The organism is Geothrix sp. (assembly GCF_020622065.1).
Taxonomy (GTDB): Bacteria; Acidobacteriota; Holophagae; order Holophagales; family Holophagaceae; genus Geothrix.
Map to the genome: position 1 here is coordinate 64,867 of NZ_JAHRYQ010000002.1, position 25,397 is coordinate 90,263.

A 25,397-nucleotide genomic window follows, 5' to 3' on the forward strand; every position below is an offset into this window, starting at 1 on the left:
GGGGCGGCGTCCCCGCGCGAAGGATCGACCGCGAGGAGATGGACCGCATCAAGTCCGAGATCCGAGGCATGTCTGAAACTCTGGGGTGACAACGGTTATCGTGAGCCTTGGCAGGGATGGAACGCGGGACTAGGCAACGCACGGCGATCCCGGGACAATGGCGGTTTCCCCCCGGGGCCACCCCCCTTCTCACCTCAGGTTCAGCTGATGCGCAGATTCGCTCTCATCCCCACCCTTCTCGTTCCTGCGGCCCTGGTGGCCCAGGCTCCGGCCCCTTCTCTGGGAGACCGCGTGAAGGCCGAGCGGCCCGCCGTGGACAAGCTCCTGGCCGAGCTGAAGTTCCCCGAGGCCCAGAAGCGGGCCGAGGCCCTGCTTCCTACCGTGAAGCCCGCCTTCGACAAGACCAACAACCAGACCATGGTGCAGAGCTGCGCCACCTACATGGATCTGGGCCAGGCCTACCGCATGGCGCTGGAGACGGCGGACGCGGCCGGCGCCTGGGAGAAGGCCCTCGAGTACGCGAAGACGGCCAAGGCCCTGAGCCTCGAGAGCTACGCGGCCGTGAAGGAACCTTTCACCCAGACCGTGACCTACTACACCGCCTCCGGTGTCCGGGCCAAGCAGGTGCTCGAAGAGAACGCCGATCGCATCAAGGAACTGAAGGCCATGACCACCCTCGATCCGGGCCAGCGCCAGGAACTGGACCTGGCCCTCGGCGTGGAGAAGGAAGTCGGTGACAGCGCCAAGTGGGTGAAGTTCTTCCAGACCTACCTGGATGTCACCAAGCGCGAGTCCGAAGCCTTCGATCCCCTGGTCACCATCATGGAGAAGAAGCTCCAGGGCGAGCAGGACCAGATCAACGAATACAAGGGCGGCAAGGGCGACAAGACGAAGTGGGTCGAGGCCGTCGTGTCCAGCCCCGCCTACCTCGAGGCCCAGGGCGACAAGGCCGGCAAGGCACGCTTCCTGTATCGTCTCGCGACCCTGGATCCCGAGAGCAAGAAGGTCCAGCACCAGTTGGACATCCTGAATGGCAAGGCTGCGGCCCCCGCACCCAAGGCCACCAAGAAGGGAAAGAAGGGCTGATCCCTTCCGGGGCTGTACCCTGAGGCATGGCCCGTCGTTCTTCCTCCCGCATCCCCGTCCGCGCCCCGTCGCGCACCCCTGACCGACGGGAGTCCCCTGGAACGCCCAGGCCCCAGGTTTCACGGCCCCAGGGCCCGGCGCTCCGGCCGTATGAAAGCTTTGAAGCGGCCTTCATCGGCCATCCCGAGGGCACCGGCGGATTCCTGAGGATCCCCGGCATGCCCAAGGGCCCAGGTGCGGACCTTCTGGTGGATTGGCGGGACGCCCATGGCGCCATCCACGGGGACCGCGTGGTGGCCGAAGTGAGCGGCGAAGGCTGGGATGGACGCCTCAAGGCCCGGATCCTGGAGATCAAAGGCCGGGGCGAAGTCCCCCTGCCCGGAACCCTCCAGAAGCAGCCCTGGGGCTGGCGGGTGGTGCCCCTCGAACCGCGGATCTCCCAGATCATCGCCGTCCCACCGACGGATCTGGCCGAGGATGGCGAGCTCGTCAGCGTGAAGCTCGACGCCGATCCCGAGGCCAAGCAGCTGCGCGGCACCGTGGTGGCGCGGCTCGGGAAGAAGACCGACCTGAAGATCGAGAACCGCCTCACGGCAGCCCTGTTCAACCTCCGCACGACCTTCCCCGATGCCGTCATGAAGGAATTGGCCCCCTTCCCCACCCGCATTGCGGCCGAGTGGCTCCGCGGTAGAGAGGATCTCCGCGAAGTGCTGACCTGCACCGTGGATCCGCCCACCGCGAAGGATTTCGACGACGCCATCAGCCTGGAGGCCCTGCCCAAGTCCGAGGGCGGCGGCTGGCTGCTGGGCGTGCACATCGCCGATGTGAGCCACTATGTCGCGGAGGGCGGCCCGCTGGACGAGGAGGCCCGCCTGCGCGGCACCTCGGTCTATTTCCCGGATGAAGCTATTCCCATGATCCCGGACCGCCTCAGCGGCGACCTCTGCAGCCTGCGCGAAGGCGTGGACCGGCTCACCATGACGGCCTGGATGACGATCTCGCCCGAACTCGAGGTCGTGGAGACGCGGCTTTCGGAAAGCGTCATCCGCAGCGCGAAGCGCCTCACCTACGACGAGGTGAAGGAGGCCTGCATCGACCTGTCGACCCGCAAGCGGGCCGAGCTGGGCGAAGCCCTCTGCGCCCACCTGGACGAAGCCCTGGTGCTCTCCCGGCGCCTGACCCAGGTGCGCCTGGAACGCGGAGCCATGAACCTGGACTCGGAGGAGGCGGAGTTCATCTTCGACGAGGAGGGCCGTCCCGTGGACGCCCGGCGCTATCCCCGCCATGACGCCCACCGCATGATCGAGGAGTTCATGCTGCTGGCGAACGAAACGGTGGCGCGCTTCTTCACCCGCAAGAAGATCCCCTCCATCTACCGCATCCACGACGAACCCGATCCGCTGAAGCTGGAGATCTTCGCCGAAGTGGCCCGCGCCTTCGGGCTCCTCAAGCCCAAGGAGGTGCCCACGCCGGAGCACCTCAACGCCATGCTCGACAAGATCCGGGGCGGGCCGCTGGAGGCCATGATCAACAACCTGCTGCTCCGCAGCCTCAAGAAGGCCGAGTACAGCGTCGACAACATCGGCCATTCGGGCCTGGCGCTCCAGGACTACCTGCACTTCACCAGCCCGATCCGGCGCTATCCCGACCTCATCGTGCATCGCCTGCTGAAGAAGATCCTGCGGGGCGAGCAGCTGCCCGAGAGCCTCCACAGCCACCTGGCCGTGCTGGCCAAGGGGGCCAGCGATGCGGAACAGAAGGCGACCGAGGCCGAGCGCGAGAACGACAAGTGGAAGGCCTGCCTGCTCATGAAGTCCCGCATCGGCCAGCGCTTCCGGGGCCGCATCCAGGGCTTCTCGGCCAAGGTGGTGTTCATCACGCTGGAATCGCCCTTCGTGGAGGCCGGTGTGCCCCTGGCGGCCCTGGGCGGGAACTTCTGGGTGGACGAACATCGGATGAAGGCCACGGGCCTGCGCGGCACCGTGGTGCTCTCCATCGGCGATGCAGTGGAAGTCGAGATCACCACCGTGGACGAGGATCTCCGCCGCATCAGCGCCTGGCTCACGGAAGCGAAGGCCCAGGATGCGCACGGGAAGGGTTGCGTCTTCGTCCCCACGCTGGCCGCGCCGGCCGTGCTGCGCGAAGGGGATCTGGAGCAGCCCCGCCGGAAGGGCGCTTCCCGGACGCGGGAGACACACCCGCAGCGCGAGACCGCCCCCAAGGGGCGCCCACCCAAGAAGGCCCGCGTGGCCAGCGGCAAAGGCCGGGAAGCCAAGCCCAAGGCGCCTAAAGGAAGCGTCCGGGGGAGCGCACGGGGCGGGGCCAAGCGGAAGGGCCGATGATCGTCGCCCCGTCGCCTGTGCGCTGTCTGGGGGTGGATCCGGGCTCCCTGGCCTGTGGATGGGCCGTGGTCGAGCGCTTCGGATCGCGGATGACCCTGGTGGAGGCCGGCGTCATCCGCAACCCCCGGGGGGCGGATTTCGACCAGCGGGCCCTGCATATCCATGAACGGCTGGCGGAGGCCATCGCCGCCCACCATCCCGGCTTCATGGCCGTGGAATCCCCTTTCGTGGAGAAGAACGCCGCCACCGCCTTGAAACTGGGCCAGATCCGCGGAGGCATCCTGCTCACGGCGGCCCTGCACGGGCTGCCCGTGGGCGACTACAACCCCATGCAGGTGAAGAAGGCCGTCAGCGGCTACGGGTGGGCGGACAAGAGCCAGGTGGGAAAGATGGTGATGACCCTGCTGAACTTGAAGGAGCCCCTGGCCGCCGATGCGGCGGATGCGGCGGCCGTGGCCATCGGTCATCTCCTGGCGACCCGGGGTCTGCCGGCGGCTCCGGGACGGGCCTGACCGGGCCTATAACGACCCGAATGTCATGTTTTTCAAGGCCTTCGGAAATTGTCATGCACTTCATGACAAAAAACTTCGTAACTCATGACATTTCTTGTGATGTCTATCACTAGCCTAAGTCATCCGCAATGACGATCATGATGTCCAGGAAGCACACGGAGCCGCCATGCACATGGACACCGCCGCCCGACAGCACAACCCAGCCTTCTGGACCACCGCTGAGCGGTTGCACGAAGTCTTCAACCAGCTTGAGCACCAGATGAGCAGCTCGCCGCGCGGTCTGGCCGTGCTCCGCCAGGTCCAGGCCCTCGAAGCCGAACTCGAAGCCGAAGTGATGCACCGCAGCCGCCGCATCGCCGCAGCCTGATCGTTTCCTCCTGACGCAGAAGGGCCCGGCGATGCCGGGCCCTTCTGCGTACCGGCCGAGATCACGGCTTCGGCGGTTCCATCCGGAAGCTGAAGGTCTTCCAGGGGGCATCCAGCAGGACGCGGGTTTCGCCGCGCCAGCTGAAATCCGGGTTCTCACTGCGGATCAGAAGACTGCCGCCGGCCTGGGAGGCATCGAACACAACATTGGGCCTGGATTCGGCCCATGGAGTGGCAGCCGTCGGCTCCTCTGAGGGCCTCGTCCCGATGTGAATGCTCGCCAGCGCCTTGGTGCCTTCCGACGGCAGGATGTTCAGAACCAAGTTCCCCCGGCCACTGATGCGCAGATAAAGAGTCTTCTGCCCCCCAGAGCCCCGGATCACCCCTCGCACCTCACCGTCCGCCAGCGGCGCCTCGGGTTGCACGGCCTTGGCGGCCAGCACATCCATCACCAAGGCACGGTAGCGGGTCGCCTCCTCGGTGATGCGCCCTTCCTCCAGGGCCCTCTCCCCGCAGTTGTAGGCCGCCACGGCTTTCGCCACATCCCCCTGATAGCGGTCCAGGAGAAAGCGCAGGTACTTCGCCCCCGCCGCCATGACCTGGGCGGGATCGTTCAGGTCCTTCGCGCCGTAGGTCCGGGCGGTGTCGGGCATGACCTGGAGCAGGCCCAGAGCCCCCAGCGGGCTTCTGGCCGCTGAGTTGAAGCCGCTCTCCACCCAGGCCATGCTGCGGAGCAGCTGGGGATCCACACCTTCGCGGATCGCCAGGGCATCGAGCTGGGCCACCACCGCGGCCGGGGCTCCGATGGGAGGGTTCGCCGGAGTGGCCGCCCGCAAGGCCACCACCGCGCAGGGGATCAGGAGGAGGGTGAGAAGCCCCCCATGGAAGCCCGTGACGGGCCTGGGCGTGAGCAGCCGTTCGATGCGCGCGAGCAAATGTCCTCCTCGGGCCGCGAGGGCCGGAAACAGCGGGAACGGAAGGGCGGGCTGGAGGTCATCCAGCGCATTGAGGGCCAGGGCCAGGCGCCGCGGATCGCCGAGGCTCCGGGCCGCCAGATCATCGGCGAGTTCCTCGCGCTCGGCCCGGATCCGGGCCGAAAGCCACCAGACGGCGGGATGGAAGAAGAGCAGCGTCTCGGCGAGGCCCTGAAGCAGGTTGCCAAGGTAGTCCAGGCGGTGCACATGGGCCAGCTCATGGGCCAGGAGCGCCTCCAGATAGGCCTGAGGCAGGCTGGTGAGCAGGGCGACCGGAACCAGCACCACGGGCCTCCACAGGCCGAGGGCCATGGGCGTGTCGCCCCGCCTCGTCAGGAGCAGACGGACGGAGCACCGCAGGCCCATCCGCTCCGCCAGCGCCTTGACCACAGCCTCCCATTCGCGAGGGGCCGGGGTCCCCTCCCGTCTCCAGCGCAGGCTGAGCGCGAAGCCCCCGCCCAGGCGCACGGCCATGAGGCCGGCCCCCAGCGCCCACAGCGCCACCAGCACCGGCAGGCGGGGCTGAAGCGCCGCTTCCAGGCGGGTCAGCAACGGGGGGGCGATGGTCAGCGTCGAAGCGCGGTGGACGGTGGGCGACGCGAGGATCTGGAGGTCCATGCCGACCTGCCCCGGCCCCGCCGACACGGGGCGGTGGAACCGCCAGGCCGTGCCCGCCGGCACCACCAGGCATAGGAACAGGATCAGACCATTCAAGGCGTGGCGCGAGCGGTCCCGCAGGAAGAGGCCACCCCCCGCCGCCAGCAGCACCAGGAGACAGCCCTGCCAGAGCGAATGAATGAGGGACCAGCCCAGGATCTGGATGAAGGCGGTCATTGCTCCTCCCCGCCCAACATCTCCCGAATGCGGTTCTTCTCGTCGGGGCTGACGGTTCCGGAGCGGAGGGCCGCAAGCACCAGCGCCGCGGCCGAACCCCCGAACAACCGCTCGGTCAGGTCCGTCACCAGGCCGCCCTCCGTGGTTGCCCGGCTCTGGGCAGGCGCGTAGACATGACTGCGTTGGCTCTCATCCCGGGTCACCAGGCCCTTCTCCAGCATCACCTGGAACATCCGCAGCACGCCGGTGTACGCATAGTCCTCTCGGCGGCTCAGGTAGGCATGGACCTCCTTGACCGTGGCCGGGCCCAGCTCCCACAGGATGCGCAGGAGCTTGAGCTCCACTTCTGTCGGCTTGACGGGACGCTTCATGGGACCTCTTACACAAGATGGTGTAGACAATTTTGTGTATATTCTTCCCGCTGTCAATCCGGAAACAAGCCGGACAGGACCAGGAATGCCGAGCAAGCTCCGGCCGGCTTTGCCACACCAGGGTGCGGGGCCCCGAAGAATGAAAAGGGCACCCCGAGGAGGGGTGCCCAGGAGTCTCGGCCGAATGGGTCGTTGGCCGGAAGGGGCTGGCGAAAACGGTCGCCCCGAGGGAGGAAAGAGAGTCTCTTCCCGCCCCCCAGGCTAGGCCGCAGTTCCAACCTCACAAGGGGAAAAGAGGCCGATCTAGTTCCGCGCGATGGTCCCGGGCCGGTAGGCGGTGTAGTGCGGCTCCCACTGGGCCTTGGCGAGGATGGCTTCGAGCTGATCGTCGTCCAGCAGGCGCCCCAGGCCCACATTGCGGGCCTCGATGCTCACGGCCTTGGCCACGGCAAGCGACACCTTCCGGATGTCCTTCATCTCCGGCAGGAGCAGGCCCGTGGTCTCCTGGTCGGGGGTCACGAAGGCACTGATGGCCTTGCTGGCCGCCAGGAACATGCCGTCGGTGATCCGCGAGGCCTTGCATACCAAGGCCCCCAGGCCCACGCCGGGGAAAATGTACATGTTGTTGCACTGGGAGGTCTGGAGCATCCGCCCGTTCCAGTCCACCGGCGCGAAGGGGCTGCCCGTGGCCACGAGGCCCTTGCCGTTCGTGGCCTTCCACACGGCCTCGGGCGAGCACTCGCACTTGTGGGTGGGGTTCGACAGGGCCAGGACGATGGGGCGTTCCGAGTGCTTGGCGGTCTCCGCCAGGATGGCCTCGCTGAAGAGGTTCGGCTGGGCCGTGACGCCGATGAGCACGGAGGGATGGGCGTTGCGCACCACATCCTGGAGACCGATGCGGGAGGGATCGTCCAGCTGCCAGCCTTCCACCGCCGAGCGGCACTGGGCCAGCGGCATCTGCGGCCCTTCCAGCAGCGGGTCGCCTTCGATGAGCAGGCCCTGCATGTCCACCGCGAAGATCCGCTGGCGGGCCTCCGCGTCGGAGAGCCCCTCCTCCTTGAGGGCCGCGCGGATGTTCATGGCGATGCCGGTTCCGGCCTGGCCCATGCCCACGATCACATAGCGCTCGTCCTGGAAGCGGCTCTTCTTGATCCGCATGGCCGTCATCAGCGCCGCGAGGGCGGTGGAGCCGGTGCCCTGGATGTCGTCGTTGAAGGAGAGGATGCGCTCGCGGTAGCGATCGAGGTTCTTGAAGGCCGTCTGCTTGGCGAAGTCCTCCCATTGCAGCAGGGCGCCGGGGAAGTTGCGCTTCACGCCGAGAACGAACTTCTCCACCAGCTCTTCATACTCCGCCCCCCGGAGGCGGGGCTTGCGGATGCCCAGGTAGAGGGGATCCTCCAGCAGGCGGGGGTTGTTGGTGCCCACATCCAGGGTGACGGGCAGGCAGACGCCGGGGTGCACGCCACCCGCGGCCACATAGAGGCTGACTTTGCCCACGGGGATACCCATGCCATCCGAGCCCAGGTCGCCCAGGCCCAGAATGCGCTCGCCATCCGTCACGACGATGAGGTTCACCTGCGGCTGGGAGAGTCCCTGGAAGATCTGGTCGATGTTCCCGATGTTTTCGGGCGTGATGTAGATGCCCCGGTAACGCCGCTGGATGTGGCTCAACTGAAGGCAGGCCTGGCCCACGGTGGGGGTGTAGATGATGGGCACCATCTCGTCCAGGTGATCCATCAGCAGTCGGTAGAAGAGCACCTCGTTCCGGTCCTGGAGGCCCGTGAGGTAGATGTAGCGTTCGAGGTCGTCAGTCTTGCGCTGGAAGGCTTCGTAGGTGCGGTCCAGCTGGGAATCCAGGGTCGAAATGCCGGGCCGGAGCATGCCATCAAGCCCCAGGCTCAGGCGCTCCTCCTTGGTGAAGGCAGAGGCCTTGTTCAGATGGGGGTCATTCAGGACCTGGCGACCCCGGACCAAGACCTCGTAGTATTCCTCGCCCGTCAGCGGGTCGATCTTAAAACCGAAGGTCTTCATGGCAGCCCCTTATGCGTGATCGCTGCGCCGCTTGCCGGCGCCAGGCAGGCGCGGGTTCCGCGGATTTCCGCGCGAAGGGACCCAGTGTAGCGGCCCTGTCGCGGGGTCAGGATCACAACCGCTGCAACCGCTCACCTCAGCAGCGTGGCCAACTCCAAGGGCGTCGTGACAGGCACTGCGCAGGTTTGCCCGCGGCATACGAAGGCGAGCGCCGTTCCTTCCGGGAAGCCCCGGTCCTCATGCAGGGGCAGCAATTGGTCCGACGAGGCCGAGATCACCCGGCCGGGCAGGTGCCGGCGGTGGACTTCCGCCAGCAGGGCCTGCACGGAGTCGCTGGCCGGATCTCCGGACACGGCCACCTCCAGGGCTTCCCGCAGGGCCAGGTCCAGGGCGCCCAGCAGACCCAGGAAGGCCCTGGGGGCCCGCGCCAGCCAGGGGCCGAAGCAGCGGAGGACCCCCTCGGCCGCCAGCCGGAAATCCTCGCGCTGCAGGTGCCGCGACAACCGCAGGAAGGCCCGGGCGGCCAGGGTGTTGCCGCTGGGGACGGCGTTGTCGAAGCCCGGCTTCTGCCGGAAGATCAGATCGGCCTGGCCTTCTTCAGTGCTGAAGAAACCGCCTTCCGCAGGATCCTGGAAGCGGGCCAGCAGTTCTTCCGCCAGGGCCTCCGCCCAGCGCAGCCAGGCCGGATCAAAGCCGGCTTCATAGAGATCCACCAGGCCTTCCACCACGGCGGCACCATCTTCCAGGAAGCCGGGCGTGTGCGCCCGGCCCTGGCGCCACACCCGCAGCAGGCGACCCTCCCGCCAAAGCTCCCGGCGCAGGAAGGCTGCGCAGGCCTGGGCCGCCTCCAGGTACCGGGGATCGCCCAGCACCTGGAAGCCCCGGGCCAACGCCGACAGGGTGAGGCCATTCCAGGAGGCCAGGATCTTGTCGTCCTTGCCGGGCCGAACCCGGCGGTCCCGCCAGAGGCGCAGCTGTTCCCGCAGGGCCTTGTCCTCGTCTTCAGAGAGGCCATCCGCCGGGCCCCGGGAGAAGCGATGCACGACGCTCTGGCCATGCCCGAAGGTCCCGGCCTCCGTGATGCCATAGGCCACGCAGAACCGCGCGCCATTCTCCGGCCCCAGCGCCTCGCGCACCTCCGCCGGCGTGAAGGCGTAGAACTTCCCCTCCTCGCCCTCGCTGTCCGCATCCTCGCTGGAGTGGAAGCCCCCGCTGGGATCGCGCAGGTCCCGCAGCAAGTAGTCTAGGGTCTCCCGGGCCACCTGGGCGTAGCGGGCCTCACCCGTGGCCTGGAAGGCCGTGAGGTAGCAGGCGGCCAACTGGGCGTTGTCGTAGAGCATCTTCTCGAAGTGGGGCACCAGCCACTGGCCGTCCACGCTGTAGCGGGCGAAGCCGCCGCCCAGGTGGTCATACATGCCGCCTTCCCACATGGCGTCCAGCGTGCGGAGCGCCATGACCTGATCCGCCGCGGTGCCCCGCGCCAGGATCAGCTCCACGGCCATGTGCTGGGGGAACTTCGGGGCCGGGCCGAAGCCGCCCCAGCGGGCATCGAAGCCTTGCCGGAGCTGGGCGAGGGCCGCCTCGATCACCTCGCCGTCAGGCCGGTGCGCCCCGGCCTCGACGGTGGCCTGGCGCTGCAGTTCCTCGGCCAGGCTGCGGGCCTGGGTGAGCACCCCGGTCCGATCCTCCCGCCACGCCTCGGCGATGCGGGTGAGCAATGGGATGAAGCCCGGCATACCCCCGCGGGATTCCGGCGGGAAGTAGGTGCCGCCATAGAAGGGCTCCAGCTCTGGCGTGAGCCAGACACTCATGGGCCAGCCGCCCCGGCCCGTGAGCGTTTGCACGGCGTCCATGTAGAGGTCGTCCAGGTCCGGCCGTTCCTCCCGATCCACCTTGATGCTCACGAAATGGGCGTTCAGGAGTTCGGCCACCGCCGGATTCTCGAAGCTCTCCCGCTCCATGACATGGCACCAGTGGCAGGCGCTGTAGCCGATGCTCAGGAAGATCGGCTTCTGTTCGGCCCGGGCCCGGGCCAGGGCCTCTTCGCCCCAGGGAAACCAGTCCACCGGGTTGTGGGCGTGTTGGAGGAGATAGGGGCTGAGGCTTTCGGAAAGGCGGTTGGGCATAATCCCGACTCCTTTTGTCAGGATTATGCCCCAGGATCCCTTTTCCAACAGGGGAAAGTGCATCCCGCCCAGTACAATGAGCGTTTTGGTCCATGCCGGGGTCCCATGTTCGACAGCCTCACCCAGAAACTCAGCCAGGCCATGAAGGCCCTCCGGGGCCAGTCCAAGCTGACGGAAGCCAACCTCGAAGCCGTGCTGCGCGAAGTGCGCATGGCCCTCCTGGAAGCCGATGTGCATGTGAGCGTGGCCCGCACCTTCCTCCAGCGGGTGAAGGAGAAGGCCCTGGGCGCCGAGGTCATGCAGGGCCTCAATCCCACCCAGGCCTTCATCGACATCGTCCACCGGGAGCTGGTGGAGATCATGGGCGGCCAGGCGCCGGAACACCCCATCGCCTTCGCCGCCAAGCCGCCGACGGTGGTGATGATGGTGGGCCTGCAGGGCGCGGGCAAGACCACCACCTGCGGCAAGCTGGCGGTCTTCCTCAAGAAGCTGGGCCGCTCCCCCTTGCTGGTGCCCGCGGATGTCTACCGCCCCGCGGCCATCGAGCAACTGCATGTGGTGGCCAAAGATGCCGGCGTCCCCTCTTTCCACACGGAGGAAAAGGACCCCGTCGCCATCTGCGGCGCAGCCCTGGCCGAAGCGAAGCTGAAGGGCTGGGACACGGTCATCCTCGACACCGCCGGCCGTCTGCACCTGGACGAAACGCTGATGGAGGAGCTGGCCCGCATCAAGACCGCCACCTCGCCGGACGAGATCTTCTTCGTGGCCGATGCCATGACGGGCCAGGACGCCGTCCGGAGCGCCACCGCCTTCCACGAGAAGCTGGGCATCACGGGCGTGGTGCTCACCAAAACCGACGGCGACACCCGCGGCGGCGCGGCCTTCAGCATCAAGCAGGCCACGGGCCAGCCCCTGAAGTTCGTGGGCGAGGGAGAGAAGCTGGAGGACTTCCAGCGCTTCCACCCCGACCGCATGGCCCAGCGCATCCTGGGCATGGGCGATGTCCTCAGCCTCATCGAGCACGCCAAGGACAAGCTCGACGAGAAGGAAGCCGAGGTCATGGCCAAGCGCCTGGCCAAGAACCAGTTCACGCTCGAGGACATGCGCAAGCAGTTCCAGCAGGTGCAGAAGCTGGGCTCCATGAACAAGATCCTCGGCATGCTGCCGGGCCTGGGGCAGATGAAGGATCAGCTGGCGAGCGTGGCCACCGACAAGCGCATCAAGCATCTCGAGGCCATCATCAACTCCATGACGCCCGCCGAGCGCGCCAACCACAACCTGCTGGACGGCAAACGCAAGCGGCGCATCGCCTCGGGCAGCGGCCGCCCCGTGAGCGAGATTAACCAGCTCATCAAGCAGTTCGTGGAGACGAAGAAGATGATGGGGCAGATGAACGATCCCAAGTTCATGGCCCGCATGCAGCGCATGGCCAAGATGGGCGGCGGGCCCAACCTGCCCTTCTAGTGACCTCCCTTCGGCCGGAGCCCCGCTCGACCAGGACCTGGCTGATCCTGGTGGTGCTGCTGGGCCTGCTGCTGGGGGGTCTGGCGCTATGGCGCGCGAAGACGGGCAGCCGGAAGGTCCTGCGGGTGCTCATCATCGCTCCCGCCTCCGGCCAGCCGGACCTGGATCCCGGCCTCGAAACCCTGATGGCCGACCACCTCGAGGTGCTGGCGGGAGCCGCGGTCACCCACCTCGCGGCGATTCCCGATCCCGCCACCCTCCGGCAGATGCCCGGAGGTGTGCTGCTGTTCCGCTTCCAGGCCCGCCGGGAGAATCAGCGCCTGGCCCTGACCATGGCCTGGATCACTTCGGCCCAGCTGATGGCCGGACAACCGTGGGTCCAGGAATCGCTGCCCCCGCTCGACCCCAGGGAGGCCCTGGACACCTGGATCCAGCACTGGCCCCTGAAAGCCTCCCAACGCTTCCGCTCGGACCTCCTGCCCAAGTCGCCAGACCACTTCTGGACCCTGCTGCAGGCCATGTCCATCCGGAATGACCTGGAAGCCACGAACCACTTGCCTGCCTCCCGGCGGCTGGTGGAGGACGAACCGGAGTGCGCCACGGCCTGGGTCACCCTGGGCGACCACCTCTACCGCAGCCTGTGGGTGAGCCCCGAACAGGCCGGCATTGGACTCAATTCCCTTACCCACAAGGCCTTCCAACGGGCCGTGGCCCTGGTTCCGGGCCACCCCCGGGCCACCTTCCTCTGGTCCCTCATGCTCACCGATACCGGAAACCAGAGCCTCGCCTTGGGGGTCCTGCGGGAGGCCGCGCGGCTCCGGCCGAACGCCCCGGACCTCTACCAGGGTTTCGCGTATGCCGGCCGCACGGCGGGCCTCCTGGCCGGGGCAAGCTCAGCGCTGGCGAAACGGAAGGCCCTGCTGTCCCCCTTGGGCGGGGCTTCCGCCTGGACGGTCGGAACGACCAACCTCTATCTTGGGAACTGGACCGCCTTCGAACAGGAACTGCAGGAGGCCCGCGCGGTCCGCAGGGAACCGGACATCCTGTTCTATCAGGGCTACCTCGCGCTGCTGAAGGGTGACCGCCAGGGTGCCCTCCTCCACATGACGGCCGGCAGCGAGCTGGGGGGTGCGGGTCCCTTCCAGAATCTCTGCGAGGTCTACCGCGCTCTCCTGGAGGGCCGCACAGAGCAGGGGCTGGCCCAACTCCGGCTCATCGACGAGGTCCGCGGCAAGGTGCGGATCCCCGATGGGGAGCTGACCTTCAAGCAGGCGGAGGCCTACGCACTCCTGGGCGACGCCGACCGGGCCATGGACTGCGCCACGCGGGCCTTCGTCCAGGGATTCAGCTGCGCCCGCTGGTTCGAGAACTCGCCGTTCCTGGAACGCATGCGGGCCCACCCCCGCTGGCCCATGCTCCGGCGGAACATCCGTGAGCGGCAGGCCGTGCTGGAAGGGACCTTCCCGGTCTCGGCCTTCGGCCCCTGAATTTGCGCTTGGGCAGGACGCCTTTCCGCGATACACTTTCCTGCTCAGGGAGTGCCCATGCTTTCGATCCGTCTTGCTCGCAATGGTGCCAAGAAGCGCCCGTTCTACCACATCGTCGTCTCCGAGAACGACCGCATCCCCACCGGCCGCGCCGTGGAAGTGCTGGGCTTCGTGAACCCCATCGCCGGTTCCGGCGAGGCGGTGCGCATCGACGCCGAGAAGGCCAAGTCCTGGCTGCAGAAGGGCGCCCAGCCCTCCAAGACCGTGCTCGATCTGTTCAAGAAGAACCAGATCATCTAGCCCGATTCAGATCCATGAAAGCCGGGCCGAGGTCCGGCTTTCTTTGTTCCATGCGGAGCGACCATGAATCTTGAAGCCTTCCTGCGCGATGTCCTGACGCCCCTCCTGGATCATCCTGAGGCCCTCCGCATTGAGATCAGCGGCGAGGGGAAGAAGCGCGATGTCCTCGTCTTCGCCGATCCCAAGGACCGCGGCCGCATCATCGGCAAGCACGGGCGCATGATTTCCGCCCTGCGGACCCTCTGCAAGACCGCCGGCGAGAAGGCAGGCCTCGTGGTGGGCCTCGAACTCGACGACGAGGACGAGCGGGAGGCTTAGATGCTCCTCGCGGGCCATCTCGCCAAAGTGCAGGGACTCAAGGGCGAGTTCCTCTTTCATTCGGTCATGGACGAACCCGGACGCCTTGAGGGCATCCAGGGTCTGGTGCTGGCCCCGCCCCACCTGAACCTGGAAAGCGCCGAGGCGGCCCCGCCCGCCCGCACCGTCGCCCTGCGAAGCTTCCGCTGGCACCAGGACCGCCCCTGCCTGGCCTTCAAGGACATCCCCGACCGCACCGCCGCCGAGCCTCTCAAGGGCTGGGCGCTCTGGATGCCCGAGACCGCCGCCGAACTTCCCGAGGGCGAGACCTTCCGGCACCAGTGGATCGGTTGCGAGGTCTTCATCGCAGGCCGGAAGGTCGGCGAGGTGCTGCGCCTTGATCCCGGTCCTGCGGGCTACGACATGGTGGTGATGCGCGACCTCCGGCCCGGGCGCACCGGCCAGCGGGACATCCCCTACATCAAGGCCTGGTGGACCCTCGACCTGCCCAATCGCCGCCTGGACCTCGATCCGCCCGAGGGCCTGCTGGATGTCAACCAGGCCGGGGACTGACCCGTGGCCGGGGCCCTGCAGCGGTTCAGGCAGACCTTTGGCATGCGCCTCTTCGGCTGGCTGAAGATCCCCCTCCTGGCTTCCGTGCATCCCAGCGTCGTGGAACTCAGTGAAACCCGCTGCGTGGTCCGGGTTCCGCTTCGACGCTGGACCCGGAATCACCTGGGTTCGATGTACTTTGGCGCCCTGGCCATTGGGGCGGACTGTGCCGGGGGCCTGCTCGCCATGGACCAGATCAAGCGATCCGGGCAGCCGGTGTCCCTGGTCTTCAAGGCCTTCCAGGCCACCTTTCTCAAGCGTCCCGAATCCGATGTCTACTTCATCTGCGAGGATGGCGAGGCCATCCGCGACCAGGTGCGCCGGGCCCTGGCTTCGGAGGACCGCATCACCGAACCCATGGCCATCCAGGCGGCAGTGAAGGCCCCGGATGGGACCTTCGAGCCCGTGGCGACTTTCGTGCTCGAGCTCAGCCTCAAGCGCCGGAGCTGAGGCCGGCTTCAGGAGCGAGCGACGATGCCCTCGATCCCCCGGGCGCAGCGGTTCGTGATGGTCTCAAAGGCCTCCACCACTTTGATGACCTCCGCCAGGGTCTTGAGGACCTCCCCGCGGAGCGTCCGTCCTCCGGGCAGGTTCACGGGCTCGTCTCCCTTGGCTGCGGCCCGGTTCAGCTGGTCCCGCCTCGTTTCGAGATAGTGCCGGACGAACGACCACCATTGACCGAACTGGTTGACCCGGCGGGCCACCTTCTTCGGAAACCCCGCATCCTTCGGCTCCCTCTCCAACTGGGCATGCAGCCCCTGGAGCATCGCCGCGAGGCTTCCCTGAAAGTCCGGCCCCAAGGGCGTCCCCGCGTCGAAGCGCTCGTCCCCGAAGGCCATCCGCAAATCTTCGAAATCCGCCCGATTCGAGAAGGCCCCGGCGGCCTGCTTGGCCGTGGTCTGCAGCTCGGTCTCCATCGCCCGGACCAGGTCCATGGCCTGGCGGGCCCGCCGGGTCTCGCTCCGCTCGCATCCGATGGAAGCCATCATGAGCAGCATCAGGCCCATTGGCAGGCACGCACGAACCCTCATTCATCTGCTCCTGTACCTCCTATCGGAAGGATCAGGAGCATCTTGAGCGGGCCGGTCAGGCTCCCGCGAGGCGGATCTGGTGGACGAATTTCTCGATGCCCGCCAGCAGCATCTCGATGGCGATGGCGGTCAGCACCAGGCCCATGAGCCGCTCGAAGGCCAGGGTCACCTGCTCCCCCAGGAAATCCGCGATCTTCTCCGCGAAGCCCAGCACCACGGCCGAGATCGCCATGGCCACGGACAGAGCCCCCAGCCATTCCCAGAGCCGGTGCGGCTCGCGGCTGACCAGCAGCAGCACCGTGGCGATGGCTGATGGGCCGGCGATGAAGGGGATGGCCAGGGGCACGAGGAAGGGCTCCCCGTGGATGGGGTGGTCAGCCCCCCGGCCCTCGGGATGGGGGAAGACCATCTTCAACGCGATGAGGAAGAGGATCACGCCGCCCGCGATCCCGAGCGAGGTGTCCGTGAGGTGCATGAGGCGCAGCACCTTCTGCCCGAAGAACGCGAAGAAGAGCAGGATGGCGAAGGCGAACAGCACCTCGCGGACGATGATCCGCTGCCGCCGGGCCGGATCCACCTGCCGCAACAGCCCGATGAAGAGCGGGATGTTGCCCAGGGGATCGGTCACCAGCACCAGCAGCACGACCGCGGAGATGAAGGAAGACGAATCCATGAAGCTATTTCAGATCGAGTTCGAAGGGCAGCCTGGCGTAGACGCCCCTGGGGTCGTTCAGCGAGGTCAGCAGGTCCACCTGCCGCAGAAGGCCTCCCGCCAGCGCATCCACGGGGCCCGGTTTCGCCAGCTTCCGGGGCTTGCCACCCAGGCTCTTCAGCAGCTCCTTGAGCGTGTCCTGCTCCCGCTCGGGGCCGACCAGGTAGTAGTCCCCGTCCGCCTTGGCCAGGGTCGCCGCGTGCTTCACCGCCGCGCCGAGTCCGCCGATCTCGTCCACCAGGCCCAGCTTGAGGGCCTCCTGGCCCGACCACACGCGCCCCTGGGCGATCTCGTGGACGGCTTCCTTCTTCATCTTCCGGCTGTCGGCCACCTTGGTCACGAACTGGTCGTAGATGCGGTCCACCAGGCCCTGGATGCGCGTCAGCTCCAGGTCGTTCTTGGGCCGCGTCAGGGTCATGGGGTTGGCCAGCTTCGCGGTCTGGACACTGTCCCAGGTGATGCCGTGCTCGTTGGCCAGCTTCTTCACATTGGGCAGCAGGCCGAAGACGCCGATGGAACCCGTGATGGTGCTGGGCTCGGCGAAGATGCGGTCGCCGTAGGTGCTGATCCAGTAGCCGCCCGAGGCCGCCAGGTGCCCCATGGACACCACCAGGGGCTTCACCTTCTTCGTGAGGATGACTTCCCGCTGGATGAGCTCCGAGGCGGAAGCGCTCCCGCCAGGGCTGTTCACGCGCAGCACCACGGCCTTGACGCGCTCATCGAGGCGCAGGCGGCGCAGCTCCCGGCTGAGGCGTTCGCCGCCCACCTGGGTGGACTTGCCTTCGCCATCCACGATCTCGCCCTCGGCCACGACGACGGCGATGCGGGTCTTGCCGGTCTTCGCCTCGCCGGGGATGCCGGCGTAGGTGGCCAGGGTGATCTGGGGGAAATCCTTATCCTTGGACTGCTTCCCGGCCAGCTTCTTCAGCTCGTCGAGCACTTCGTCATAGGGCGCGATGCGGTCGATCAGGCTCAGCTTCTTCGCCTCGTCCGCTTCGATGAGCCCCCGTTCGTCCGCGATGGCCTGCAGCTCCGCCGGAGCCTTCTTCCGGTCCTTGGCGACCGTCTCCTTCCACTCGGACCAGATGTCGTCGAGCAGCTTCTGCACCTGTTCGCGGTTGGGTTCACTCATGCGGTCAGTGATGAAGGGCTCCACCGCGCTCTTGTACTTGCCCACGCGGGTTACCTGAACCTCCACGCCGTACTTCTTGAAGGCCTCGCCGAAGAACATGGGCTCGCTGGCCAGGCCGTTCAGTTCCATCTCGCCGAAGGGGTTCATGAACACGGTCGTGGCGCCGGCGGCCAGGTAGAAGTCCCGCTTCGCCCAGCCCAGGTTGTAGGCCAGCACGGGCTTCTTCGCCTTGAACCGCTGGATGGCCTCCCGCAGCTCCCGCAGCTGGGCAGGACCGGCGCCCTGCAGGTTGCCCGTGAGGAACAGGGCCGTGATGCGGCTGTCGGCGGCGGCCCGGTCCAGGGCCTCGATGGCCGCCGGAAGCGCCTGGCTGTGGCTCCCGGCGCCACCCAGGGCCTCGCTGAGGGCCTCGCTGGGTTCAGGATCGCGGTCACCATCCGACAGGCTGGTGTCCAGGTCGAAGATCAGCACGGCCTTGGTCGGGACCGTGGGCTTGCCGGAGGAGCCGACGGCCGCCAGCAGGCCGAAGAACAGGAAGACGGCCAACCCGCCAGCCACCATCAGGGCCAGCAGGGCGGCGAAGAAACTCTTGAAGAAGTCCTTCATGACGGGCTCCGGAAAGGTCATTCAGGATCGCACGAACACGGCCCCACGGCCGAGGCTCATGGATGGAGCCGCGCCGCCAGGGAGAGGAACTTCTCCAGGGCCCTCGGGACCGAAGCGGCGGTGCGGGAGTCGGTGGGCGCGCCCTCCGCATCCAGCTGCTGGTCCGCATGAGGCACCGTGATGGCTTCCGGCAGGGCCAGCGCGCCCATGTTGGCGAGGGTGGCCCGCCAGGCCACCAGGCCGCGGGCGCCGCCGAAGGCTCCGGGGCTCGCACTGCAGAGCAGCACCGGCAGGTCGGGCCAGGGGCTGGGTTTCATGGTGCTGAGCCAGTCCACGGCATTCTTCAGGTGCCCCGGAATGCCCGAGTTGTACTCCGGCGACACGATGACCAGCCCGTGGGCTTCCCGGAGGGCGCCATGCAGGGTCAGGGCTTCGGCCGAGGGCGCGGCGCCCTCCTCGTAGAGCGGCAGGCGCAGCGCCTCCCCGGTGAAGGCCGCCACCTCGTGGCCCCGGCCTTCCAGCGTCTGGGCGAGGTGGCGCAGCAGCCGGGCGTTGAGGGAACCGGCGCGGAGACTTCCGCCTACCAGTGCCAGCTTCATGGGTCCTCCCTTGTGATGGGACCAAGTGTGATCTAGATCAATCTTGACTCGATTGGTAAACTTTTTGCCTGAACGGAGAACCTCATGTCGAACTACCCCGAATACATGGTCGCCCCGATGCGCGAGGAACTGATCCAGGTTGGCTTCCGGCAACTGCTGACGCCGGCCCAGGTGGACGCGGCGCTGCAGGCCCCGGGCACCACGCTGCTGGTGGTGAACAGCGTCTGCGGCTGCGCGGCGGCCGGGGCCCGGCCCGGCGTCACGGAGGCCCTGCGGACCCAGGACCTGCGCTTCGACCATCTGGTGACTGTCTTCGCCGGCATGGAGAAGGAGGCCACCGCCCAGGCCCGCGAATACTTCGAGGGCGCCATGCCCACCAGCCCCCAGGCCGCCATCCTCAAGGACGGCCAGCTCGTCCACCTCATGCAGCGCCAGGATTTCCTGGGCCACAGTCCCGAGGAGATCGCGGCCACGCTGACCTCCGCCTACCGCCGGACTGTGGCCGCCAGCTGATTCCACCCCGGGACTTGAAGTAGGCTGGGCGTCGGAGAACCCGATGCCCAAGCCCCTGTCCCACTTCAAGATCGTGGATCTGTCCTGCGTGCTTGCCGGTCCGTTCTCCACCCAGCTGCTGGCGGATTTCGGCGCCGAGGTGCAGAAGCTGGAGCCTCCGGAAGGCGACCCCACCCGTGGCTGGGGCCCCCCTTTCGAGCACGGCGAGTCAGGCGAGAGCGCCTATTTTCGCTGCGCCAACCGGGGCAAGCGCAGCCGCCCCATCGACCTGCACACGGAAGAGGGCAGGGCCGACCTCTTCGACCTTCTGAAGGACGCCGATGTGCTGGTGGAGAACTTCCGGGCCGACTCCGCGGACCGCCTGGGGCTCGGCTGGAAGCGGCTTCACGCCAAGTTCCCCAAGCTCATCCTGGCCTCCGTCCGGGGTTTCGCCTCGGATGTCACCGCCTCCCGCCGCGCGGGCTACGACTTCATCATCCAGGCGGAGAGCGGCTGGATGGCCATCACCGGCGAGCAGGAGGGGCGCCCCATGAAGGTGGGCGTGGCCCTGGTGGATGTCCTGGCGGGGCTCTACTGCGCCAACGGCATCCAGGCCGCCCTGCTCCACCGCGAGCGCACCGGCGAGGCCCTCCACATCGAGGTGCCCCTGATGGAAGCCGCCCTGGCGGGCCTGGTGAATGTCGCGGCCGGCGCCCTCATGACCGGCAAGCCCCCGCAGCGCTGGGGCAATGCCCATCCCCAGATCGTGCCCTACCAGTCTTTCCGGTGCAGCGATGGCGATGTGGCCATCGGCGTGGGCAGCGACCGCCAGTTCGAGGTGCTCGCCATGTGGCTGGACCTGGACCTCGACGCCCGCCCCGAATGGAAGCAGAACCGGGGCCGCGTGAAGGACCGGGCGGAGCTCGTGGCCCTCATCGAGGCCCGCACCTTGGCCAGCACCGTGGAAAGCGTGCTCGCCATGTGCGAAGCCAACGCCATCCCCGCCAGCCGGGTGCGGAGCGTGGACGAGGTGCTCTTCCGCAAGGGCGGCGAGCTGCATAACCTGCTGCAGCCCCTCTTCGAGGCGGAGACCCACACGATGATCCCCACCCTGGCCGCGCCGGTGCTGCTCAATGGCGAGCGGGCCTGCGCCGCCCTTCCCCCGCCCCGCTGGAAGCCATGAAGCGCACTCCGCGCCTCGTCCCTCTCGGGGCCCGCCTGCCCAACCAGAAGGCGGAAGCCCGGCTGCGCCAGGCCTGGCCCTTCGTCGTGGGGCCCGCCCTGGCGGACCGCACGCGCCCCCTGCGCGTGGAGCGCGACATTCTCGTCATGGGCTGCTGGGAGCTCGCCCGCATCGGCCCCCTGCGCGAAGCCGCGGCGGCCGTCTGGCCCCAGATCCGCGACCGCATCCGCCGGGCGCTCGGACTCACCCTGTCCGGCCTCCAGGTCGTGCCCTGCGACCCCCCGGTGGAGACACCCGCCGCCCCCAAGGACCCCGATCCCCTTCGCCGCGCCCTGCGCCTGCTCGAAGCCCGCCGCAAAGAGCGGATCCGCCTCGGCCTGGAGTCCGAATAGCTGCATGCTGGACGCCCCCGTCCGTTTCCAGTAGAGTCAAACCTTCGTCGGGGCGTGGCTCAGCCTGGTAGAGCGCTCGGTTCGGGACCGAGAGGTCGGAGGTTCGAATCCTCTCGCCCCGACCAATGAAAAAGGGTGCTGCGGCACCCTTTTTCATTGGTCGGAAGCAGGCGAGAGGATTCGGACCTCCGAATGGGACCACCCGAGGCGTGCCTTGATGGCACGCCGAAGCGGGACCGGCGGCTGGCGAAGCCAGACGCAGTTCGAATCCACACCCGGATGGGTCGAACCCCCAGAAGGAGAGGCGGCCGACCTCCGAATGGGACCGCCCGAGGCGTGCCTTGATGTCCTGCCATGGCCGGACGCATCCAAACCCGCGCCTCGGTGGGTCGCGATCCAATCGAGGAAACGGCTCAATCCATTCCAAGCCCGTGGTCAGACCACGCGCAGGTCCATTCTCGCCTTTCGTGATCCTCGGCTTCCCGTCTCCCGGGCTACAATGATCGGTTCCGCCCGCCGGACGGGGAGCCCACTCGATGACCGATGCCTGCACCATCTTCACCACTTGCGGCAGCGAGGAAACCGCCCTGACCATTGCGGCGGCCCTGGTGGACCAGGCGTACGCGGCCTGCGTGAACATCGTCCCCAGCATCAAGAGCTATTACTACTTCAAGGGCGAGACCCATTTGGATGAAGAGGTCATGCTGATCATCAAGACCACCCGGGAGCTCTTCCCCCAGGTCTCGGAAGTGATCACGGACCTGCACACCTATGAGGTCCCCGAAATTCTGATGTTCCCCGTCGAAGAAGGCTCCGAGCCGTTCCTCGACTGGATCCGCCAGAGCGTGAACCGGCTGGCCTGACCCGGCCCCGCCCTCGACCACCACGCCGTCTACCCGGGAGTCTCCCCATGGAACATACCCTGTCCCTCGAATTCCTGCGGGTGGTCGAAGAGGCTGCCCTCGCCTGCGCCACCTCCATCGGCCATGGCCGCCGCAAGCACAGCGACAAGCTCGCCGTGGAGGCCATGCGGAAGGCCATGGAGACCGTCCGCATGGATGGGACCATCGTCATCGGCGAAGGCGAGCGGGACGAGGCGCCCATGCTCTACATCGGCGAGAAGGTGGGCATGGGGGCGGATCTGGACGGGGACCACCCGGCGGTGGACATTGCGGTGGATCCGCTGGAAGGGACGAACCTCTGCGCCACGGGTGCCTCCAATGCCATCGCCGTCCTGGCGGCCACGGAAAAGGGGGGCCTGCTCCACGCGCCGGACCTCTACATGGAGAAGCTCGTGGTGGGCCCTGCCGCCAAGGGCAAGGTGAGCCTCGATGCCCCGGTGCAGGAAACCCTCGACATCATCGCCAAGTCCCTGGATCGCCAGGTCTCCGAGATCACCGTCAGCGTCCTCGACCGCGACCGCCACGCCCAGCTCATCGCCGACATCCGCAAGGCCGGCGCCCGCATCCAGCTCATCGGCGATGGCGACCTCAGCGCCGCCATCAGCGCCGCCGTGAGCGGCACGGGCATCCATGCGGTGATGGGCACCGGCGGGGCCCCCGAGGGCGTGCTGTCCGCCGCCGCCCTGAAGTGCCTCAATGGCGAGATCCTGGGCCGCCTCAAGGTGGATACCAACACCGCCAGCCGCGAAAAGGCCGAAGCCATGGGTGTGGATTTCAACCGCATCTACCGCACCGACGACCTCTGTCCCGGCAAGCAGGTGGTGTTCGCCGCCTGCGGCGTGACCCACGGCAACCTGCTGCAGGGCGTGCGCCACTTCGGCCACGGCTCCCGCACCTCCAGCCTCATCCTCACCTACGGCAGCCGCCAGGTGCGCTTCATCGACACCGTTCACATCAAGGACGGCGAAACCGTGACGGTGCGCTTCTAGGCCCTGGCCTTGCGTGAATCCCTCCGCACCCGCCTCTTCCGCTGGGCCTTCAACCTGTGGCCCTGCTTCCGCGGCACGGGCGCGCGGGTGGCCTACATCGCCGCCGACTGGTCCGAGATCCGGGTCCGCCTCCCTCTTTCCTGGCGGACCCGCAACTATGTGGGTACCATCTTCGGCGGCAGCCTGTACGCCGGGGTGGATCCCTTCTACATGCTCATGTTGATCCACCGCCTGGGCCCCGAGTTCGTCGTGTGGGACAAGGCCGCCTCCATCCGGTTCCGGAAGCCCGGGCGCAGCACGCTGAGCGCCACCTTCCGGGTGGACGAAGCCGAGGTGGCGGAGATCCGCCGGCTGCTCCGGGAGCAACCCAAGGTCGACCGCACCTACGCGGTGGACCTGCGGGACGCCGATGGCGTCATCCATGCGGAAATTCAGAAAGTGGTTCACATATCCCTTCGAATTCCTTCCTGATAGGCTTTTACCCTCATCATACGAGGTCATTCATGGCAACCCCCCTGCGCGCATCCCTCTGCCTCTGCCTGGGCCTGGCGGCCTTCTCCCTGGTGGCCCAGCCCAAACCGGGGGTCGATCCCGCGAACCTCGACACCACCGTGAAGCCCTGCGACGACTTCTACGCCTACGCCAACGGCGGCTGGCTGAAATCCCACAGCCTTCCGGCGGACAAATCCCGGTACGGCACCATGGAGGAACTGAGCGAGCGCAACCGCGCCATCCTCAAGCAGATCCTTGAGGAGACCAGCGCCAAGACCGCCTGGACCAAGGGCAGCGTCCAGCAGAAACTGGGCGACTTCTACGCCTCCGGCATGAACGAAGCCGCCATCGAGAAGCGGGGCCTGACACCGCTGAAGCCGGTGCTGGCCACCATCGAGGGACTGAAAGACGCGAAGCAGCTCCCCCTCCTCCTGGCGAAGCTGCACAACCAGGGCCTGCCCGGCGGCTTCGGCTTCTTCGTCCGCCAGGATGCCAAGGAATCCACCCGCTACCTGGGCTATCTCAACCAGGGGGGCACGGGACTCCCCGACCGCGACTACTACCTGAAGGATGACGCCCGCAGCCGGGACATCCGCGCCAAATACGAGGCTCACATCGCCAAGATGCTGGAGCTGGCGGGCGATGCCCCCAGCCTCGCCCAGGCCCGCGCCAAGGTGGTCCTGGATCTCGAGACCCGCATGGCCCAGGCCCAGTGGACCCGCGTGGAGATGCGGGATCCGCAGAGGACCTACAACAAGCGGACCCTGGACAAGCTGGTCTCCGAAGTGCCCGGTTTCGACTGGAAAAGCTACTTCCAGGCCCGGGGCGTGAAGCAGGCGGACCTGAACCTTACCCAGCCGTCCTTCTTCCACGCCTTCGGCAAGCTCGCCGCCGAGGTGCCCGCTCCCCAGTGGCGCACCTACCTCCGCTGGCAGGCCCTCAGCGCCACCGCCAACCTGCTGCCCAAGGCCTTCGGCGAAGAGTCCTTCGCCTTCCACGGCAAGATCCTGAACGGCACCCCCGAGCGCGAACCCCGCGCGAAGCGCATCGAGGCCACCACGGACGGCATGCTGGGCGAGGCCCTGGGCCAGCTGTATGTGAAGACCGCCTTCCCGCCCGAATCGAAGAAGCGGGTGCTCGACATGGTGGAGAACCTCCGGGTGGCCCTGCGCGAACGCATCGCCAACCTGGACTGGATGGGCGCCGACACCAAGCAGCAGGCCCTCAAGAAGCTCAACGCCTTCGGTGTGAAGATCGGCTATCCCGACAAGTGGAAGACCTACGCCTTCGAGGTGAGGCGCGACGACTACTTCGGCAATGTGCGCCGGGCGGCGGCCTTCCGCATCCAGGAAAACCTGAAGAAGCTTGGTCATCCCATCGACAGGACGGAGTGGGGCATGACGCCGCCCACCGTGAACGCCTACTACAGCCCCACGATGAACGAGATCGTCTTCCCGGCCGGCATCCTCCAGCCGCCCTTCTTCGATCCCAAGGCCGATGACGCCGTGAACTACGGCGCCCTGGGCTTCGTCATCGGCCACGAGATGACCCACGGCTTCGACGACAGCGGCAGCCAGTTCGACGCCGAAGGCAACCTCAAGAACTGGTGGACCGACGCGGACAAGAAGGCCTATGCCTCCCGCACCGACCTGGTGGTCAAGCAGTACGACGCCTATGAACCCATCAAGGGCGAGCATGTGAACGGCAAGCTCACGCTGGGCGAGAACATCGCCGACATCGGCGGCTTGAAGATCGCCTTCGCCGCCTACCAGAACAGCCTGAAGGGCAAGGCCGTCCCCGCCCCCATCGACGGTTTCACCGGCCCCCAGCGCTTCTTCCTCGGCGCCGCCACCGTGTGGCGCAACCACATCCGCGAGGCCGCCCTCTCCGTGCGCCTCAAGACCGATCCCCACAGCCCCGGCCGCGAGCGGGTCAACGGCCCCCTCTCCAACCTGCCCGAGTTCTACGAGGCGTTCGGCTGCGCCGATGGCCAGGCCATGAAGCGGGACGCGAAGGTGCGTCCGGCCATCTGGTAGTCCGCTCCGTGACTCCGGGAGGCGGTGCC

25 protein-coding genes and 1 tRNA gene are annotated in these 25,397 nt (G+C 67.4%); 18 read left to right on the plus strand and 8 right to left on the minus strand.

Translation table 11 applies throughout. The features are described 5' to 3' along the window. The first annotated feature begins 207 nt into the window (after positions 1–207). From QZ647_RS09805 to QZ647_RS09820, 4 genes are all read left to right on the plus strand, one after another. Positions 208–1,086, plus strand: coding sequence for a hypothetical protein (locus tag QZ647_RS09805; protein WP_291271995.1), 879 nt, complete (start codon positions 208–210; stop codon positions 1,084–1,086). A gap of 218 nt (positions 1,087–1,304) precedes the next feature. Then, positions 1,305–3,428 (plus strand): VacB/RNase II family 3'-5' exoribonuclease, encoded by a 2,124-nt coding sequence (locus QZ647_RS09810; protein ID WP_291271996.1) that lies wholly within the window; start codon positions 1,305–1,307, stop codon positions 3,426–3,428. Continuing rightward, positions 3,425–3,940, plus strand: coding sequence for a crossover junction endodeoxyribonuclease RuvC (gene ruvC / locus QZ647_RS09815; protein ID WP_291271997.1), 516 nt, complete (start codon positions 3,425–3,427; stop codon positions 3,938–3,940). Before QZ647_RS09810 ends, ruvC begins: the two co-directional genes overlap by 4 nt. A gap of 166 nt (positions 3,941–4,106) precedes the next feature. Beyond that, positions 4,107–4,307: a hypothetical protein gene (locus QZ647_RS09820; protein WP_286355488.1), complete on the plus strand. Its 201-nt coding sequence runs from the start codon at positions 4,107–4,109 to the stop codon at positions 4,305–4,307. A gap of 61 nt (positions 4,308–4,368) precedes the next feature. On the opposite strand, the gene QZ647_RS09825 is transcribed toward QZ647_RS09820, so the two are convergent. The 4 genes from QZ647_RS09825 to QZ647_RS09840 all read right to left on the minus strand — a co-directional run bounded on the left by QZ647_RS09825 (position 4,369) and on the right by QZ647_RS09840 (position 10,642). After that, a complete protein-coding gene (locus QZ647_RS09825) occupies positions 4,369–6,114 on the minus strand; it encodes a transglycosylase SLT domain-containing protein (RefSeq protein WP_291271998.1) in 1,746 nt (581 codons plus the stop codon). After that, positions 6,111–6,485 carry a BlaI/MecI/CopY family transcriptional regulator gene (locus QZ647_RS09830; protein ID WP_291271999.1) on the minus strand — a complete coding sequence of 125 codons (375 nt, stop codon included), beginning with the start codon at positions 6,483–6,485 and terminating at the stop codon, positions 6,111–6,113. Before QZ647_RS09830 ends, QZ647_RS09825 begins: the two co-directional genes overlap by 4 nt. Before the next feature lie 303 nt (positions 6,486–6,788). Then, the gene (locus QZ647_RS09835; RefSeq protein WP_291272000.1) at positions 6,789–8,516 is read right to left on the minus strand and encodes an NAD-dependent malic enzyme; all 1,728 of its coding nucleotides are present in this window, start codon (positions 8,514–8,516) and stop codon (positions 6,789–6,791) included. Positions 8,517–8,647: 131 nt separating this feature from the next. Further along, a complete protein-coding gene (locus QZ647_RS09840; RefSeq protein WP_291272001.1) occupies positions 8,648–10,642 on the minus strand; it encodes a thioredoxin domain-containing protein in 1,995 nt (664 codons plus the stop codon). Positions 10,643–10,747: 105 nt separating this feature from the next. On the opposite strand from QZ647_RS09840, the gene ffh reads away from it, so the two are divergent. The 6 genes from ffh to QZ647_RS09870 all read left to right on the plus strand — a co-directional run bounded on the left by ffh (position 10,748) and on the right by QZ647_RS09870 (position 15,252). Beyond that, positions 10,748–12,106 (plus strand): signal recognition particle protein, encoded by a 1,359-nt coding sequence (ffh, locus tag QZ647_RS09845; protein WP_291272002.1) that lies wholly within the window; start codon positions 10,748–10,750, stop codon positions 12,104–12,106. Beyond that, complete coding sequence (locus QZ647_RS09850; RefSeq protein WP_291272003.1) at positions 12,106–13,593, plus strand: hypothetical protein; 1,488 nt, start codon at positions 12,106–12,108, stop codon at positions 13,591–13,593. Before ffh ends, QZ647_RS09850 begins: the two co-directional genes overlap by 1 nt. 57 nt (positions 13,594–13,650) lie before the next feature. Further along, on the plus strand, positions 13,651–13,893 hold the full coding sequence (gene rpsP, locus QZ647_RS09855) for a 30S ribosomal protein S16 (protein ID WP_286355481.1): 243 nt from the start codon (positions 13,651–13,653) through the stop codon (positions 13,891–13,893). 63 nt (positions 13,894–13,956) lie between these two features. Further along, positions 13,957–14,211, plus strand: a complete 255-nt coding sequence (locus tag QZ647_RS09860; RefSeq protein ID WP_291272004.1) for a KH domain-containing protein — start codon at positions 13,957–13,959, stop codon at positions 14,209–14,211. Beyond that, positions 14,212–14,763, plus strand: a complete 552-nt coding sequence (locus QZ647_RS09865; protein WP_291272005.1) for a hypothetical protein — start codon at positions 14,212–14,214, stop codon at positions 14,761–14,763. A 3-nt stretch (positions 14,764–14,766) separates the two neighbouring features. Further along, positions 14,767–15,252 (plus strand): DUF4442 domain-containing protein, encoded by a 486-nt coding sequence (locus QZ647_RS09870; protein WP_291272006.1) that lies wholly within the window; start codon positions 14,767–14,769, stop codon positions 15,250–15,252. 8 nt (positions 15,253–15,260) lie between these two features. Here the strand turns inward: QZ647_RS09870 and QZ647_RS09875 are convergent, their stop codons facing one another. Genes QZ647_RS09875 through QZ647_RS09890 form a run of 4 tightly spaced genes read right to left on the minus strand, consistent with a single transcriptional unit; the run spans position 15,261 to position 18,882 of the window. Continuing rightward, positions 15,261–15,833, minus strand: coding sequence for a hypothetical protein (locus QZ647_RS09875; RefSeq protein ID WP_291272007.1), 573 nt, complete (start codon positions 15,831–15,833; stop codon positions 15,261–15,263). A 55-nt stretch (positions 15,834–15,888) separates the two neighbouring features. Then, positions 15,889–16,506 carry a MarC family protein gene (locus tag QZ647_RS09880; RefSeq protein WP_286355476.1) on the minus strand — a complete coding sequence of 206 codons (618 nt, stop codon included), beginning with the start codon at positions 16,504–16,506 and terminating at the stop codon, positions 15,889–15,891. Positions 16,507–16,510: 4 nt separating this feature from the next. Beyond that, entirely contained in the window at positions 16,511–18,283 is a 1,773-nt protein-coding gene (gene sppA, locus QZ647_RS09885) for a signal peptide peptidase SppA (RefSeq protein WP_291272008.1), read from the minus strand. A 56-nt stretch (positions 18,284–18,339) separates the two neighbouring features. Then, positions 18,340–18,882, minus strand: coding sequence for an NADPH-dependent FMN reductase (locus QZ647_RS09890; RefSeq protein ID WP_291272009.1), 543 nt, complete (start codon positions 18,880–18,882; stop codon positions 18,340–18,342). Between the two features lie 84 nt (positions 18,883–18,966). Between QZ647_RS09890 and QZ647_RS09895 the strand changes: the two genes are divergently transcribed. From QZ647_RS09895 to QZ647_RS09930, 8 genes are all read left to right on the plus strand, one after another. Next, a complete protein-coding gene (locus QZ647_RS09895; protein ID WP_291272010.1) occupies positions 18,967–19,395 on the plus strand; it encodes a BrxA/BrxB family bacilliredoxin in 429 nt (142 codons plus the stop codon). A gap of 43 nt (positions 19,396–19,438) precedes the next feature. Continuing rightward, a complete protein-coding gene (locus tag QZ647_RS09900) occupies positions 19,439–20,557 on the plus strand; it encodes a CoA transferase (RefSeq protein ID WP_291272011.1) in 1,119 nt (372 codons plus the stop codon). Further along, the gene (locus QZ647_RS09905; RefSeq protein WP_291272012.1) at positions 20,554–20,949 is read left to right on the plus strand and encodes a DciA family protein; all 396 of its coding nucleotides are present in this window, start codon (positions 20,554–20,556) and stop codon (positions 20,947–20,949) included. Before QZ647_RS09900 ends, QZ647_RS09905 begins: the two co-directional genes overlap by 4 nt. Positions 20,950–20,997: 48 nt before the next feature. Continuing rightward, positions 20,998–21,074: transfer RNA gene (locus tag QZ647_RS09910), tRNA-Pro, on the plus strand. A 411-nt stretch (positions 21,075–21,485) separates the two neighbouring features. Beyond that, complete coding sequence (gene cutA / locus QZ647_RS09915; RefSeq protein ID WP_286355470.1) at positions 21,486–21,812, plus strand: divalent-cation tolerance protein CutA; 327 nt, start codon at positions 21,486–21,488, stop codon at positions 21,810–21,812. 47 nt (positions 21,813–21,859) lie between these two features. Next, positions 21,860–22,840: a class II fructose-bisphosphatase gene (gene glpX, locus QZ647_RS09920; RefSeq protein WP_286355469.1), complete on the plus strand. Its 981-nt coding sequence runs from the start codon at positions 21,860–21,862 to the stop codon at positions 22,838–22,840. A gap of 9 nt (positions 22,841–22,849) precedes the next feature. Beyond that, positions 22,850–23,311 (plus strand): DUF4442 domain-containing protein, encoded by a 462-nt coding sequence (locus QZ647_RS09925; RefSeq protein WP_291272013.1) that lies wholly within the window; start codon positions 22,850–22,852, stop codon positions 23,309–23,311. A gap of 32 nt (positions 23,312–23,343) precedes the next feature. Then, positions 23,344–25,368 (plus strand): M13 family metallopeptidase, encoded by a 2,025-nt coding sequence (locus QZ647_RS09930; protein WP_291272014.1) that lies wholly within the window; start codon positions 23,344–23,346, stop codon positions 25,366–25,368. The last annotated feature ends 29 nt before the right edge of the window (positions 25,369–25,397 follow it).